At 38.2% G+C, this 14842-nt stretch carries 16 protein-coding genes; 12 read left to right on the top strand and 4 right to left on the bottom strand.

The features are described from left to right. Positions 1 to 2: 2 nt before the first annotated feature. Entirely contained in the window at positions 3 to 923 is a 921-nt protein-coding gene (locus PDT38_RS06875) for an RluA family pseudouridine synthase (RefSeq protein ID WP_270800007.1), read from the bottom strand. 106 nt (positions 924 to 1029) lie between these two features. Between PDT38_RS06875 and PDT38_RS06870 the strand changes: the two genes are divergently transcribed. Together PDT38_RS06870 and PDT38_RS06865 are read left to right on the top strand one after the other, a co-directional pair. Further along, positions 1030 to 1386, top strand: coding sequence for a DUF5365 family protein (locus tag PDT38_RS06870; RefSeq protein WP_394356227.1), 357 nt, complete (start codon positions 1030 to 1032; stop codon positions 1384 to 1386). A gap of 182 nt (positions 1387 to 1568) precedes the next feature. Continuing rightward, on the top strand, positions 1569 to 2225 hold the full coding sequence (locus PDT38_RS06865) for an HAD family hydrolase (RefSeq protein WP_270800158.1): 657 nt from the start codon (positions 1569 to 1571) through the stop codon (positions 2223 to 2225). 39 nt (positions 2226 to 2264) lie between these two features. Here PDT38_RS06865 and PDT38_RS06860 read toward each other — a convergent pair whose 3' ends face one another. Then, the gene (locus PDT38_RS06860; protein WP_270800003.1) at positions 2265 to 3401 is read right to left on the bottom strand and encodes a hypothetical protein; all 1137 of its coding nucleotides are present in this window, start codon (positions 3399 to 3401) and stop codon (positions 2265 to 2267) included. Positions 3402 to 3937: 536 nt separating this feature from the next. Here PDT38_RS06860 and PDT38_RS06855 point away from each other — a divergent pair. The 8 genes from PDT38_RS06855 (at position 3938) to PDT38_RS06820 (ending at position 12149) form a co-directional block, all read left to right on the top strand. Further along, positions 3938 to 4492 carry a glycerol-3-phosphate responsive antiterminator gene (locus PDT38_RS06855; protein WP_270800001.1) on the top strand — a complete coding sequence of 185 codons (555 nt, stop codon included), beginning with the start codon at positions 3938 to 3940 and terminating at the stop codon, positions 4490 to 4492. A gap of 225 nt (positions 4493 to 4717) precedes the next feature. Continuing rightward, entirely contained in the window at positions 4718 to 5533 is an 816-nt protein-coding gene (locus PDT38_RS06850) for an MIP/aquaporin family protein (RefSeq protein WP_270799999.1), read from the top strand. Positions 5534 to 5563: 30 nt separating this feature from the next. Then, positions 5564 to 7054: a glycerol kinase GlpK gene (gene glpK, locus PDT38_RS06845; protein WP_270799996.1), complete on the top strand. Its 1491-nt coding sequence runs from the start codon at positions 5564 to 5566 to the stop codon at positions 7052 to 7054. A gap of 146 nt (positions 7055 to 7200) precedes the next feature. Next, positions 7201 to 8865, top strand: coding sequence for a glycerol-3-phosphate dehydrogenase/oxidase (locus tag PDT38_RS06840; protein WP_270799994.1), 1665 nt, complete (start codon positions 7201 to 7203; stop codon positions 8863 to 8865). 133 nt (positions 8866 to 8998) lie between these two features. Next, positions 8999 to 10747: a phospho-sugar mutase gene (locus PDT38_RS06835; protein ID WP_270799993.1), complete on the top strand. Its 1749-nt coding sequence runs from the start codon at positions 8999 to 9001 to the stop codon at positions 10745 to 10747. Positions 10748 to 10871: 124 nt separating this feature from the next. Continuing rightward, positions 10872 to 11330 carry a hypothetical protein gene (locus PDT38_RS06830; RefSeq protein ID WP_270799991.1) on the top strand — a complete coding sequence of 153 codons (459 nt, stop codon included), beginning with the start codon at positions 10872 to 10874 and terminating at the stop codon, positions 11328 to 11330. A gap of 20 nt (positions 11331 to 11350) precedes the next feature. Continuing rightward, positions 11351 to 11548, top strand: coding sequence for a helix-turn-helix transcriptional regulator (locus PDT38_RS06825; protein WP_270800157.1), 198 nt, complete (start codon positions 11351 to 11353; stop codon positions 11546 to 11548). 82 nt (positions 11549 to 11630) lie between these two features. After that, positions 11631 to 12149 carry an NADPH-dependent FMN reductase gene (locus PDT38_RS06820; protein ID WP_270799990.1) on the top strand — a complete coding sequence of 173 codons (519 nt, stop codon included), beginning with the start codon at positions 11631 to 11633 and terminating at the stop codon, positions 12147 to 12149. A 23-nt stretch (positions 12150 to 12172) separates the two neighbouring features. On the opposite strand, the gene PDT38_RS06815 is transcribed toward PDT38_RS06820, so the two are convergent. After that, entirely contained in the window at positions 12173 to 12421 is a 249-nt protein-coding gene (locus PDT38_RS06815; protein WP_270799988.1) for a YhdB family protein, read from the bottom strand. A gap of 218 nt (positions 12422 to 12639) precedes the next feature. Between PDT38_RS06815 and PDT38_RS06810 the strand changes: the two genes are divergently transcribed. Next, positions 12640 to 12918: a DUF3889 domain-containing protein gene (locus PDT38_RS06810; RefSeq protein WP_394356244.1), complete on the top strand. Its 279-nt coding sequence runs from the start codon at positions 12640 to 12642 to the stop codon at positions 12916 to 12918. Positions 12919 to 12948: 30 nt separating this feature from the next. On the opposite strand, the gene nsrR is transcribed toward PDT38_RS06810, so the two are convergent. Beyond that, on the bottom strand, positions 12949 to 13377 hold the full coding sequence (gene nsrR / locus PDT38_RS06805) for a nitric oxide-sensing transcriptional repressor NsrR (RefSeq protein ID WP_270799984.1): 429 nt from the start codon (positions 13375 to 13377) through the stop codon (positions 12949 to 12951). A 210-nt stretch (positions 13378 to 13587) separates the two neighbouring features. Here nsrR and hmpA point away from each other — a divergent pair, with 210 nt between their 5' ends. Then, on the top strand, positions 13588 to 14802 hold the full coding sequence (gene hmpA, locus PDT38_RS06800; RefSeq protein ID WP_270800156.1) for an NO-inducible flavohemoprotein: 1215 nt from the start codon (positions 13588 to 13590) through the stop codon (positions 14800 to 14802). The last annotated feature ends 40 nt before the right edge of the window (positions 14803 to 14842 follow it).

Raw genomic sequence — 14842 nt, 5'->3', positions numbered from 1 at the left:
GACTAGATTTTTACTTTTCCAAACAATTGCTCAGTCACCACTTTTAAATCGTCTGGCATTGGTGCCTTGACGACCAGTTTTTCTCCTGTGATCGGATGAGTGACTCTAATTTTTGCGGCGTGCAATGCTTGCCTTTGAAAAAGTTTTGTTGAACCTCCGTAAAGTGTATCTCCTAATAAAGGATGACCAAGGTTTGCAAGATGAACACGGATTTGATGGGTTCTTCCTGTTTCAAGCTGAAGTTCACATAAAGAAATGTTGTTTTTTTGTTGATAGCCTTTTATAACATAATGGGTAATGGCCGATTTTCCGGTTGGAGAAACCCTTCTTCTGACAGGATGATGCCTGTCTCTACCGATGGCATGATGAATGGTCCCTGTTTGTTTTTTAAATTTACCTTTGGCGATGGCAATATATGTTCTCGATAGCTCTTTTCTTTCAAGCTGCTCATCTAAAATAATCTGAGCAAGGCGATGTTTTGCAAATACGATTGCACCACTCGTGTCTTTATCAAGGCGGTGAATATGACGGACTTTTCGTTTTTCCCCATTTGCTTGATAATAAAATGCAATGATGTTGCTTAATGTTCCTGTCTGTCCTTTGTCATTTGGATGTGTTGCGATACCAGGCGGTTTATTGACAATAAGTATATGTTCGTCCTCAAACAACACGGAACATTCGCCGTATTCAGGAATAAAGTCACTTTCTTCATTCTCCCTAAGGTCGATTTCAATTGTATCCCCACTTTTTAATAATAGGTTTTGGGTTTCCGTTTTTTGGTTTATTTTTATTTTTTGATGTTGGGTCCAGTATTGAATGACCGGCTTTGAAGCTTTCGTTACTTTTTTTAAAAATGCAAACAAATGTTCACCATTATTTTCGTTCTGAAATTGGAATGTTAATTTGTTATTTTCTTGGTGCATTTTAACTACTCCTTTCTCTAAAAAGCAATTCAGCCATAAGGAAACACTTACCTTCACTGCCCTGTATTTTTGTATGATATTCTGTTGGAAGAGATTACAGTAAAGGGTGATATGTGTGCGTATTGTTAAAGCAGCAACAGAAGAACAGGAAATCTATATTGAGGAACTTGCTTCTGATCTTTATCAAGTGTTTTCAACTTATTTTAATGATCAAAAAATTGATGAGTTGAAACAGATGGGCACTCTTGATTTTAAAGAATTGCATTACAATGGAACTTTGGATGAAGCATTTCAGATTATGACTAGCCTTCAAATTATACACACATTATTAACAAAGTCAACTCGTCAATGGGGGTTAAAAGATCGCCATCTTTTCGATAAAAATTGTCATAAGTTAAATGAATGTGGCCTGAATTTTCCTTTAAGATCTGCTGATTTCTATATGGACAGCCAAGTGATGTAAGATTGTCCTTCTCCTTCGTTAGTATCTTCATTATTGTACATACTAACAAGGAGTGAGTCTATTGTTGTCTTGTTGCCCCTGCCTTAGTTCATCAGTTGGACTGATACTGATGAACTTGCTTGGGGGTGCTAGGAAGGATACAATAAATGTGCAAAAAGGCAAAAGGAGTTGGACATAGCGGAATGATAAAAGCGATAATCTTTGATTTTGATGGTCTGATCTTAGATACAGAAACCCATGATTATGAAGTGCTTCAAGAGATCTTTCAAGAGCACGGCTCAGATCTTCCAATGTCTGTTTGGGGGAAAGTGATTGGGACGGCTGCTGGATTTGAGCCATTTTCTTATTTAGAAGAGCAATTACAAACCAAGTTGGATCATGATGTACTAACAAATACTCGAAAAGAGCGCTTTTTAAAAAGGATGGAAAATGAAAAACCGCGAGCTGGGGTTGAAGCTTACATAACAGCGGCAAAAGAGCTTGATTTAAAAATTGGTCTGGCCTCAAGTTCAGATTATAAGTGGGTCACACAGCATTTAAAGCAAATTGGGCTTTATGATGATTTTGAGTGTATTAAAACAGCTGATGATGTAAAAGAAGTCAAACCGAATCCAGAGCTTTATTTGCAGACAGCTACTTGTTTAGCCGTAAAGCCTGAGGAATGTCTTGCATTTGAAGACTCTGTCAACGGTTCAATAGCGGCAAAACGGGCAGGAATGAAATGTGTAATTGTTCCGAATAAGGTGACAAAAAGTCTGTTTTTTGAACAATATGACCATCGCTTAGAATCCATGGCGGAAATGGAATTGGAACAACTTATTCAGAAAGTCTCTCAGTAAAGTGAAAGGCGGAACCGCTAAGGTCCGCCTTTTTCGTACTTATTTATTGGGCAATAATTGAAAACGAGCAACATCCCAATCCTGATTTGCTTTTAAAGGTGTCGTGTTCTCTTTTTTTCCTGATTTTAAGTTGTAAGAAATGATGTTTCCAATCAGATGGTGCTTATCTCTTTTAAATCTTTTTGTTAACGCATAGACATTGTGATCATTTATTTTCACATCTTCTAGTGAAAAGTCATCATTGCCTGTGAAAACTTTAAATGATCGTTTTTTATGGAATAAATGATCAAAAACGGTTACTTTTCCATTGCTTGAAACAGCAACAACCTCATCTTTTATTCGTTTTAATTTTGTAGGGAAAAATCCTTTCTCCATTTTGATTTCTCTTTTTGTTTTTAAAGTCTCTTGATCTATCAGTAATATTTTCGATTTTTGGTTCTGTTCTACTTGGTCATTTACTGCTAGCATAAAGGTTTGTTCATCAAGTACTTGGAATCCGTCTTTTTTATTCAGAAAATAAATTTTTTCATTAGGAATCCGTTTTTTTATTTCCGGTTTGTTTGTTTTTGAATTGATGAGTACGATGGACATATGATCATCTTTATTAGTAATGGCGTAAATCTTTTGACCAACTATTTGTGCGGAAACAATCTCACCACTTATGATTAAATGGTTTTTCTTTTTCATCTTGCTGTTCCAATAAACAAGTTCACCGTGTAAACCGTCACCTGTATTACCGATGTTTATATCATGTAAAACATAATTTCCTGAAGTATTAATAAAGATTGCACCTTCATCTTCCGTTTTCTTAGACAAGCTTTTCTCATTGATCTTGTCAAGCTTTCCAGTTTTATTGTTTATCTTAATATGGTCGTTACTTCTATTTGACGCAAAAAAGGTATAGTCTTGATTAGACGCAGATGAATTCAAATCGGTGTGATCTTTTAATGTGATCTGGTCCTGTATTGCACCATCTTCTTGATATACTGCAAACTCACTACCGCTGTTTAACATGTTAGAAAAACTAACGATAAAAGCGCCTTTTTTAATGTCTCTTAACATCATATCCTGATGAGTGCTGATCTTTTCCTTTTGAGGTTCGACTGATTGCTGCTGACAAGAACATGTGATAATTAGGATACTTGATAAAACAAAAAGGGTCTTAAGTCTGTTCATTTTTCCTCCTTATGATGCAAAACAACCGGTTAGACCGGTTGTTGTTTTTAAAATGAATACCCTAACTTTCAGGGGAATAAAACTTGCTTGATAACGTTGTTGTAAGACCCATGGTGATAAGCAAGGTTTTTCACTATAAAATTTTACTATGTTTCTAATATATAGGACAGAAAGCTGTTTGTAAATGACTTATTAGTAATTTTTATTCAGGTAGATTAGTGTGTAAATTCTTGTTTATTTGAGCATAGATCCAAAACGTCAGACGGTCTATTTTGTTCGTCTATTTATCGATATGTAGTGTTGATGAAGTTTTGTTTGATGGGAAATATTGATAATTCATAGTTTACCACATGCTGTCGGAATTTAGAAGAAGCCAACAATCTTTGTCAATGATATGACGAAATTTGATTGAAAATGAGAAGAAGGTTCTTTATGATTAAAACGTTATAGTACCGCTTGTGGTAAAACTATGCTTTTTTGCTTTTTGATTTGAGAGAATTTAGAGATACAAATGATAAGAAGTGAGGGGATGAAACATGGGTTTTCACAATCAAAATATTTTACCAGCTGTGCGCAATATGAAGCAATTTGATATCTTTCTGGATAGCCCGTTTACATATGGTGTTCTTCTTGATATTCACCTTGGACATCTAGGAGGGGTGATGAGTGCTGCAAAACTTCGGGGGAAAAAAATGCTTGTTCATGTTGATCTTATACAAGGAATCAAGCATGATGAATACGGAGCGGAGTTTATTTGTCAGGAAATGAAACCAGCGGGTATTTTGTCGACAAGATCAAGTGTGATTGCCAAAGCAAAACAAAAGAAAGTATATGCGATTCAGCGCATGTTTTTAATTGATACGAGTGCAATGATGAAAAGTATTGAATTGGTACAAAAACATAGACCTGATTTTATCGAGGTTCTGCCCGGGGTTGTGCCTGAATTGATTAAGGAAGTGCATGAAAGAACGGGTATTCCGATTTTTGCTGGCGGTTTTATACGCTCTGATAAAGACGTTAAAAAAGCTTTAGATGCTGGGGCTGTTGCAGTGACAACCTCTGAAACTCAATTGTGGAAACAGTATTATTAAAGAAAAAATAAATTGTGAAAAAATATTGACAACGCTTTCAAAATACGTTACGATCTTACCAAGTTAATACATTGTGATGGAGACTTGGAGATCACAGCAGTTCTTTACAATTTTATGTAAAGAAGGTTTGCTGTGTTTTTTTGTGGTCTTTTATGCAGTGTAAACGGTGAACAATTCATGTTCATCATTTGAAGCACATATTAATAGATTTTAGGAGGGATGGTCTTGACAGCATTTTGGGGGGAAGTTGTTGGAACAATGCTGCTCATCGTATTTGGCGCTGGGGTTTGTGCAGGTGTGAATCTGAAGAAGTCACTTTCACATCAATCAGGATGGATTGTGATCGTATTTGGTTGGGGTCTTGGTGTTGCAATGGCGGCATATGCCGTTGGAGGCATTAGTGGAGCGCACTTGAATCCTGCAGTCACAGTAGGCTTAGCTTTTGTCGGAGATTTTCCTTGGGGACAAGTGCCTTCTTATATTTTAGCGCAAATGTTAGGCGCCTTTTTAGGTGCTGTACTTATTTTTCTTCATTACTTACCACATTGGAAAGAAACAGATGATGAAGGGGCGAAGCTTGGCGTATTTTCAACAGGACCTGCGATTAAAAACACTTTTGCAAATTTGTTTAGCGAAATACTAGGAACCTTTATTCTTGTACTTGGAATTTTGGCGATTGGTGCTAACAAATTTACAGAAGGGCTCAATCCGTTGATTGTTGGGTTTCTAATTGTGGCAATCGGCCTTTCATTAGGGGGAACAACTGGATATGCGATTAATCCAGCACGTGATTTAGGTCCAAGAATTGCCCATTTTGTTTTACCTATTCCCGGAAAAGGGGAATCTAATTGGGGATATTCATGGATTCCAGTATTAGGGCCTATTCTTGGGGGAGCGTTTGGAGGCGTGTTCTATAATGCTGTCTTTAAAGGGCATATGACAAGCAGTTTTTGGATTGTTAGTGTAGTATTATTAGTTGTATTGTTAGGATTTTATATTCAAACGAAAAAACAAACGATGGGAAATTCGGTTCATTTCTAAAGCTTAATAGACACATAGGGGGACATATAAATGGAACAATATATTTTATCTCTTGATCAGGGAACAACGAGTACAAGAGCGATTCTTTTTAATAAAGAAGGTCAAATCGTCTATACTGCACAAAAAGAATTTACTCAACATTTCCCGAAGCCGGGATGGGTTGAACACAACGCCAATGAAATCTGGGGTACGGTTCTGTCTGTTATTGCGACAGTTCTTTCTGAATCAGGTATTGAAGCCGGGCAAATAGCTGGAATCGGAATTACAAACCAAAGGGAGACAACCGTTGTTTGGGATAAACATACAGGTAAGCCGGTTTATAACGCCATTGTCTGGCAGTCGCGTCAATCGGCAGAAATATGTGAGGAATTAAAAAATAAAGGTTATGAGCATACATTTAGAGAAAAAACCGGACTATTAATAGATTCATATTTTTCTGGCACAAAGGTGAAATGGATTTTGGATCATGTAGAAGGAGCAAGAGAAAAAGCGGAAAATGGTGACTTGCTCTTTGGAACGATCGATTCTTGGCTCATCTGGAAGATGTCAGGTGGCAAAGCTCATGTAACGGATTATTCAAATGCTTCAAGAACATTGATGTTTAACATATACGATTTGAAATGGGATGTTGAGCTACTTGATATTCTTGGTATTCCACAATCAATGTTGCCTGAGGTTAAACCTTCCTCTCATGTGTATGCTGAAACGGTTGATTATCATTTCTTCGGGAAAAACATTCCGATTGGCGGAGCGGCAGGTGATCAACAGTCGGCGTTATTCGGTCAAGCCTGTTTTGATGAAGGTATGGTGAAAAATACCTATGGGACAGGGTGCTTTATGCTGATGAACACTGGCGAAAAAGCCATTAAGTCAGAACATGGGCTACTGACAACAATCGCTTGGGGTATTGATGGAAAGGTTGAATATGCACTTGAAGGAAGTGTGTTTGTTGCTGGCTCTGCTGTTCAGTGGTTGCGTGATGGCTTGAGAATGTTTAAAGAAGCGAAAGATAGTGAAAATTATGCTGTAAGAGTGGAATCCGCTGATGGTGTATATGTGGTTCCGGCATTTGTCGGCTTAGGCACACCGTATTGGGATAGCGATGTGCGAGGAGCGGTATTTGGTTTGACCCGAGGTACAACAAAAGAGCACTTTGTCAGGGCAACACTGGAGTCGCTTGCATATCAAACAAAAGATGTCCTTAACGCAATGGAGGAAGACTCAGGTATTTCCCTCAAAACATTACGTGTTGACGGTGGCGCTGTGAAAAATAACTTCTTAATGGAATTTCAAGGAGATATTCTTGATGTTCCAGTTGAACGTCCGGAAATTAATGAGACGACAGCTCTTGGTGCAGCTTATTTGGCAGGACTCGCGGTTGGTTTCTGGAGTGATCGTTCAGAGATTAAAGATCAATGGAAGTTGGAACATCGCTTCGAACCTAAAATGGAAAAAGAAGAGCGTGACAACCTGTACAACGGATGGCAGAAGGCCATTAAAGCAACAATGGCTTTTAAATAAAAATCAGTCATGTTACAATATTGATAAGTTAATAGAAACGGTTGGAGAAGAGGAGAGACCACAACACCAAAGTAGCGGGATTACTTTGGTTGTTTGTGGTCTCTTTTTCTATTTTCTTACCGTGGACAACAAGGGAGGACTTTGAAATGGAATCATTATTCTCAAGTCGTAAACGGGAAAATATCCTTGCAAATATGACAAAACAGAAATATGATGTGCTGATCGTCGGTGGGGGGATTACAGGAGCTGGAACAGCCTTGGACGCCGCTTCAAGAGGAATGAAAACCGCTCTTTTTGAAATGCAGGATTTTGCCGCAGGTACATCAAGCCGCTCGACAAAGCTTGTTCATGGAGGACTTCGCTATTTAAAGCAGTTTGAAGTGAAAATGGTTGCAGAAGTTGGGAAAGAACGGGCGATTGTTTACGAAAATGGCCCACATGTGACAACACCTGAATGGATGCTTCTCCCAATGCATAAAGGTGGAACCTTTGGCAAATTCTCAACATCGATTGGACTTAGAGTTTATGACTTTTTAGCAGGTGTCAAAGCATCAGAACGTAGAAGTATGTTGAACGTCGAAGAGACATTTAAAAAAGAACCGCTTGTCAAAAAGGAAGGTTTAAAAGGTGGAGGTTATTATGTCGAATATCGGACAGATGATGCTAGATTAACGATTGAAGTCTTAAAAGAAGCGGTTAAGTTTGGAGCTGAAGCTGTCAACTATGCCAAGGTAAGTGAGTTCCTTTACGAAAATGGAAAAGTCGTCGGTGTCATCATTGAAGATGTCTTCACAAAGAAAACATACAAAGTTTATGCTGAAAAAATTGTCAATTCTACAGGACCATGGGTAGACCGCCTACGGGAAAAAGATCAATCAAAAGAAGGTAAACACCTTCAACATACGAAAGGGGTCCACCTTGTGTTTGACCAGTCAGTCTTTCCGTTAAAACAAGCGGTATATTTTGATACACCTGATGGTCGTATGGTGTTTGCTATCCCAAGGGATGGTAAAGCATATGTTGGAACAACAGATACCGTTTATAACGAAGATCTCGAACATCCACGAATGACGACTAGTGACAGAGATTATCTGATTGAGGCGATCCGTTATATGTTCCCTGAGTTAAATATGACTGCTAATGATGTAGAATCGAGTTGGGCAGGGCTTAGACCATTGATACACGAAGAAGGAAAAGATCCGTCAGAGATTTCTCGTAAGGATGAAATTTGGACTTCTGCCTCTGGTTTAATCACAATTGCTGGAGGTAAATTAACAGGTTATCGAAAAATGGCTGAACAAATCGTTGATCTGATCAGAACTAGTTTGAAGGAAGAGGGATATGGAGATTTCGGACCATGCAAAACAAAAACACTGCCGATTTCTGGAGGGCATATTGGTGGTTCTCAGCACCTTGAGGACTTTATTGAGCTGAAAGTAGCCGAAGGGATTGCAGTCGGATTAACAAAACAAGCGGCTAAACAGATAGCTTCTAGATATGGTTCTAATACAGACCGTTTATTTGAACGAATGACCCTACTGAAAGAAGAAGCTGCAAAGCGCTGTGTTCCTGTTCATATTTTGGCGGAAATGGATTATGGAATTGAGGAAGAGATGGCTGTTGTTCCAGCAGACTTTTTCGTGCGGAGGACTGGTGCATTATTCTTTGATATTCATTGGGTTCGGACTTATAAAGATGAACTTACAGAATATATGGCAGATAAACTGAACTGGGACGATGTCACAAAGGTCAAGCATTTAAAAGCATTGAATCAGCTGCTTCATGATGCAGTTGTTCCGCTCGAAAAGTGATATTCAAAAAAATGAAGCCGCTTTTAAAAAGCGGTTTCATTTTTTTGCTGAGAATTTGGACAAAACAAACGTTTATAGATAAAATGAATAGTAAAGCTGTGATACATAAGTCAAGAACATTTGGAGGTCTGATATGAGCTGGAAAACAAGCTATGAACGCTGGAAGAATACGGAGAACTTAGACCCTGAAATAAGATCTCTTCTTCTTAAAGTGGCAGAAAATGAAAAAGAATTAGAGGATTGTTTTTATAAAAAACTCGAGTTTGGAACAGCTGGTATGCGTGGTGAAATTGGCCCTGGTCCAAACCGAATGAACGTTTATACAGTACGTAAAGCATCGGCTGGTCTTGCAGCATATATTGCTGAAAATGGTGGTGAAGCAAAAAAAAGAGGGGTTGTCATTGCTTACGATTCGCGCCACAAGTCACCTGAATTTTCAATGGAAGCAGCCAAGACTCTTGCCCAAAATGGCGTTCAAACTTATCTGTTCGACGAACTACGCCCGACACCTGAGCTTTCTTTTGCAGTAAGAGAATTGAATGCATATGCCGGAATTGTCGTTACAGCAAGTCACAATCCACCTGAATACAACGGGTATAAAGTATATGGTGAAGATGGAGCACAGCTACCTCCTGAAGATGCTGACAGGCTTATCAATCATGTGAATATGATTGAAAATGAATTGGCGATCTCAGCTGGTGATGAAGATGTGCTGCGTGAACAAGGCTTGATCAAAATCATCGGTGATGAAATTGATCAAGCATATCTAGACAAACTAGCATCTATTTCTGTCCATCCTGAACTTAGCAAGGAAACAGAAGTCAAGGTGATTTTTACTCCGCTTCATGGTACAGCCAACAAATTGGTCAGACGAGGTTTTCAAGCGCTCGGCTATGACCATGTAACTGTAGTTCCTGAGCAGGAGCTTCCAGACCCGGACTTTTCAACGGTGACTTCACCAAATCCGGAAGAACATGCTGCATTTGAATATGCGATTAAATTGGGCGAAAAAGAAGGAGCAGACATTCTGATTGGTACAGACCCAGATGCGGATCGTCTTGGGGTTGCTGTTAAAGATCACCAAGGACGCTATACGGTCCTAACAGGGAATCAAACGGGAGCACTGCTACTTCATTATTTGCTCTCACAAAAACAGGAAAAAGGCATCCTTCCCCAAAATGGAGTTGTGTTAAAATCGATTGTGACAAGCGAAATGGGGCGTGATATTGCTGCATCATTCGGTCTTGATACAATTGATACATTGACCGGTTTTAAATTTATCGGCCAAAAAATTAAACAATTCAAAGCATCTGGTGAATATCGTTTCCAATTTGGCTATGAAGAAAGTTACGGCTATTTAATCGGTGACTTCGCGAGAGATAAGGATGCCGTTCAGGCCGCACTTTTGGCTGTCGAAGTATGTGCTTATTATAAAAAACAGGGTAAATCTCTTTATGAGGGACTACTGGAATTGTATAAAACGTATGGCTATTACCGTGAAGGTTTAAAATCGCTCACTTTGAAAGGTAAGGAGGGGGCTGAGCAAATAGCAGCCATTCTTAAATCTTTCAGAGAACAGCCACCTCATTCGATCGCTGGTATAGACGTTGTTTTAGCCGAGGATTATTTGACTAGTAAACGGATGTTGTTAAAGGAAAACAAGGAAGACATGATTGATCTACCTCAATCAAATGTATTGAAGTATTTTCTTGAAGATGGATCATGGTTCTGTCTTCGTCCATCTGGTACAGAGCCAAAAGTGAAATTTTATTTTGCAGTTAAAGGCCAAACAGAAGAAGAGAGCGATGAACATCTCAAACGTTTAACAGATGAAGTGATGAAGAAAATTGATGAGATTGTAAAAGCAACAGCGAGGTCATGATTGTTGAAAACCCACCATAAACAAGGAATGGTGGGTTTTTTTCATTTGATAGTGCAACATATATTTGACCATAAGTAACATATATGTTACATTGAATCCGAATGATAGAGGAGGGAATGGCTGTATGAAGTATTTGAAAACTGGGGATGAATACATCGAAAAGAAAATGGATCAATTCTTCGGTGAAGCAGGTATGATCGTTGCTGCTATATTATTCATCGATGTGATCATTAGAGGCTTGATTTTGAACAGAGAACCATCTGAATTCATCATAAGCGGGATCGGCTTTTCAGTTTATGTTGGCTGGATTGTCCTTCGCTATCTGTTATCAGGGTTAGAGTACCCGGAGGTTGACAATCAATTGGTTTACAGAAGAAAAAGAAAAGAAATTCTCGTCACTAGCATCTCTTCCAGTGCCGTCTTCGCGATTCTATCTATTATATTCCTTGGTATTCCAGATCATCTCGATAATTGGATTGATCTAATTGGAATGTTGTTTGTTTTTGTAATACTTCATTTTTTAAGTCAATTGATCTCTTTACATAAATCGTTCAAAAAAAATAAAGATCTTTTCGATGACTGAAGGATCTGAGGTGATAAATGATGGTTAACCGAGTTAAACTGGCCCGAGTTGAAAAGTCATTAACACAAGCCCAGTTAGCCGCCAAGGTCAATGTAACGCGGCAAACGATCGGGCTGATTGAAAAAGGAAAATATAATCCGACTCTGCAACTTTGTGTTGCCATTGCAAAAGCATTGGATAAAACTTTGGATGACTTATTTTGGGAATTAACAAAATGAGAATAGTGTGTTTTAAATGAGAATAAAGAAGGCAAAAATAATCACCATAAAGCCAATTTTTCATATGAAGGAGATGGGGGAAATGAAGGTCACAGTTATAAGTGGTACTGCAAGAAAACAAGGGAGAACAAGGATCGTTTCTTCATATATCGCTGATACATATCAGGCTGATTTAATTGATTTAAGCGAATATATTCTGCCGATCTTTAATGGAGAAGAAGAACAGTTATTAGATGATAATATTAAAAAATTAAGAACAACTATTAAAGATTCCGATGCAGTCGTCTTAGTATCCCCGGAATATCACAGTGGTATGAGTGGTGCATTAAAAAATGCGCTTGATTTTTTGAGTCATGAACAATTTTCTAATAAACCTGTGGCCATTTTGGCTTGTGCCGGAGGCGGTAAAGGCGGGATAAATGCTTTAGTCAATATGAGAACGGTTGCTCGTGGAGTGTATGCAAACGTGATTCCAAACCAGCTTGTCCTTGATCCAATTGATATTGAGACTGAAAATCGAACAGTTACTCAAGCGACTGAAGCGAAAATTAAAGATATAATGGAAGAACTTTTCTTGTATGCAAAATTTAAAAAAGCCTGACGCTTTTATGCGTCAAGCTTTTTTTATGTGAGAATTGGAACACCAGGGTCACTTTCATGACCTGAAAAAGAAGCATGGTCAATATATTGAAGCAAGTCGTAAAGTCGTTTTTCAACAATGGAGTCATCTCTTTCGAAATTATAAGCGTGTAAAAAATGTTCAATCCGTTTAGATAATAAATCATCCTCTGTTCTCACCATTAGGATTAATAAATTATCCCACTGAGACCTATGTGTGTAATACAACGCTTTATCATAATCGGCATAATTCATTCATCACTTCTCCCTTCTTTCTTTAGGAGTCATGGTTATTGTATGTGGCCGGTCTGTTTTTGTCTCTGGACAAAACTTGGTCTCCTTGTGTTTACAGCCTAGAAATATGAGGATTGTATATGTATGATTTACAGGTTTTCTGCTCATGTTAATCAATAAATACAAATCGGAGAGAATCAAAAATGAAAAAACGATTATATATAGTGCTTTTTAGCTTCATGATAGTCATTTCCATGACACAAAAAAGCTACTCATTAGAAGAAAATCATCTAGAGAGATGGGAAAGAATTGCATTCAGTGCGCTTGAAGAAAAATTTAAAGGCGCTTTATTAGAGGATTATCAATATATAGGGCGTACAGAAGTCAATGGTGAACAGACGAAAGACGTATTTAGAGTGACCGTTAACCAAAAAGGAAAAGCATTTTCTGCGCATGCAGAGGTCTATTTTCATCCTATAACAAACACGATTATTAGTGTCAATGTATTTACTTTATAAGAAAAACGAAGGAATAAGTTCCTTCGTTATCTAAAACAGATCACGTATTTTGTCTTGATTCATGATGACATCCTGAAGTGTGTATTGATCTAACACAGCTAAATATGCGGTAAGGGCTTTGTTTAACACGTGCTTTAAGCCGCAGTTTGGAGAAAGAATGCACGTGTTTTTTTCTCTGTCAAAGCATTCCACAAGATGAAAATCATCTTCAGTATGTCTAATCACTTCACCAATATTAATCGATTCAGGCGCTTTTCCCAGGCGAATTCCGCCGTTTCGACCACGAATCGTCTCAACATAGCCAAGCTTACCGAGCTTGTAAATCACCTTCATGAGGTGGTTCTTTGAAATGGCATAAGCATCAGCAACATCTTTAATATTGACGAGATCGTTTGAGTTTTTTGTTGCTAGAAAAATGAGAACCCTTAATGAGTAATCCGTATAATTAGTTAGTTTCATCGCTCTACCTCGATCAAACATGTTTTCATTATCTTATCACATTTTGATCTTAGGCATAATACCATTTGTTACAAAAGTATAAAACATGACTAGTTAATATTGCTTAAATTTCAAATTATGTCTAACATAAAGATGTATCTAAAATACATCTTTATTGTGACTTAAAAGATGTATTAGAAATACATTTTTTGTGGGAGAGGAGAAATGAACATGTTATCTGAAAAAACGAAACAAATTGTCAAAGCGACGGCCCCTGTTTTAAAGGAACGAGGAACAGAGATTACATCATGTTTTTACAAAAGGATGTTCAGCGCACACCCAGAATTGAAGAACATTTTTAATATGTCTCGTCAACAAACAGGCGGGCAGCCTAAAGCATTAGCTTATACGGTGTTACAAGCAGCAGAGAATATCGACCATCTTGAAGCGCTCCTGCCGGTTGTCAAACAAATTGGCCATAAGCATAAAAGTTTACATGTAAAGCCAGAGCAATATCCGATTGTCGGTTATCACCTTTTAGAAGCGATTGAAATTGTTTTGGGTGATGATGCCTCAGAGGACATTCTCCAAGCCTGGAGAGAGGCATATGAAGAGATTGCTCGCGTGTTTATTGAGGTTGAACAACAAATGTATGATGAAGACAAAAAGCAAGCTGAGAGCTGGGAAGGATTTAAACCGTTTGTTGTTGTAGAAAAGCGTGTCGAATCTGAAACGATGACCTCTTTTTATTTAAAACCTGCGGATGGAACAGACTTACCTGTTTTTAGTCCTGGTCAATATGTATCTGTTCGAATTAAAATTCCAGGAGACTCACACCTTTCAGCAAGACAATATAGTTTGTCAGATGCATGGAATCGAGATTATTATCGGATTTCAGTCAAATTGGAGGGGGAAGAAGGTAAACCAAACGGAAGGGTGTCGAATTATCTTCATGAAAAAATGGAAGTTGGCGGTAGCTTGGAACTGAGTGTTCCAGCGGGAGACTTCACCCTTACTGAACAAACAAATAAGCCCGTTTACTTTATTAGTGCTGGATCTGGAATTACCCCAGTCATGAGTATGGCGAAAACACTGGTTGCTCGGGAAAATCATCAGAAGTTTACATTCATTCATGCCGCAAAATCTGCTGAACATCATGCGTTTCGTGCAGAGGCAGAACAACTGATCAGCCAAAATCCAGCAGGTAGACTACTGTTTCTCTATAGCCAAGATTCAGAAAATCAAGCAGAACACATCATAAAGGGTCGTTTGAATGAAGATATTCTCAAAAAAATAGTGCAAGACCAAGATGGTGATTTTTATATTTGTGGCCCCCTATCTTTCATGAAATGCGTCATTGGAGACTTACAAAATATAGGGGTACCGCTTGAGAACATTCACTACGAAAGTTTTGCTTCTGCTCTTGAGATGCAAATAGCCCATTAATTGAAAGGCAGCTGTCAAATGGACAGCTGCCTTTCTCGTT

It is taken from the genome of Bacillus changyiensis (assembly GCF_027706145.1).
GTDB lineage: Bacteria > Bacillota > Bacilli > Bacillales > Bacillaceae > Bacillus > Bacillus changyiensis.
The sequence above is the reverse complement of the archived record's forward strand: the minus strand, read 5'-3'. Positions and strand labels throughout refer to the sequence as shown.

Coding starts and splice junctions, on each gene's coding strand:
- PDT38_RS06875 (WP_270800007.1), bottom strand. CDS start 923: ATGCACCAAGAAAATAACAAATTAACATTCCAATTTCAGAACGAAAAT.
- PDT38_RS06865 (WP_270800158.1), top strand. CDS start 1,569: ATGATAAAAGCGATAATCTTTGATTTTGATGGTCTGATCTTAGATACA.
- PDT38_RS06860 (WP_270800003.1), bottom strand. CDS start 3,401: ATGAACAGACTTAAGACCCTTTTTGTTTTATCAAGTATCCTAATTATC.
- PDT38_RS06855 (WP_270800001.1), top strand. CDS start 3,938: ATGGGTTTTCACAATCAAAATATTTTACCAGCTGTGCGCAATATGAAG.
- glpK (WP_270799996.1), top strand. CDS start 5,564: ATGGAACAATATATTTTATCTCTTGATCAGGGAACAACGAGTACAAGA.
- PDT38_RS06840 (WP_270799994.1), top strand. CDS start 7,201: ATGGAATCATTATTCTCAAGTCGTAAACGGGAAAATATCCTTGCAAAT.
- PDT38_RS06835 (WP_270799993.1), top strand. CDS start 8,999: ATGAGCTGGAAAACAAGCTATGAACGCTGGAAGAATACGGAGAACTTA.
- PDT38_RS06830 (WP_270799991.1), top strand. CDS start 10,872: ATGAAGTATTTGAAAACTGGGGATGAATACATCGAAAAGAAAATGGAT.
- PDT38_RS06825 (WP_270800157.1), top strand. CDS start 11,351: ATGGTTAACCGAGTTAAACTGGCCCGAGTTGAAAAGTCATTAACACAA.
- PDT38_RS06820 (WP_270799990.1), top strand. CDS start 11,631: ATGAAGGTCACAGTTATAAGTGGTACTGCAAGAAAACAAGGGAGAACA.
- PDT38_RS06815 (WP_270799988.1), bottom strand. CDS start 12,421: ATGAATTATGCCGATTATGATAAAGCGTTGTATTACACACATAGGTCT.
- PDT38_RS06810 (WP_394356244.1), top strand. CDS start 12,640: ATGATAGTCATTTCCATGACACAAAAAAGCTACTCATTAGAAGAAAAT.
- nsrR (WP_270799984.1), bottom strand. CDS start 13,377: ATGAAACTAACTAATTATACGGATTACTCATTAAGGGTTCTCATTTTT.
- hmpA (WP_270800156.1), top strand. CDS start 13,588: ATGTTATCTGAAAAAACGAAACAAATTGTCAAAGCGACGGCCCCTGTT.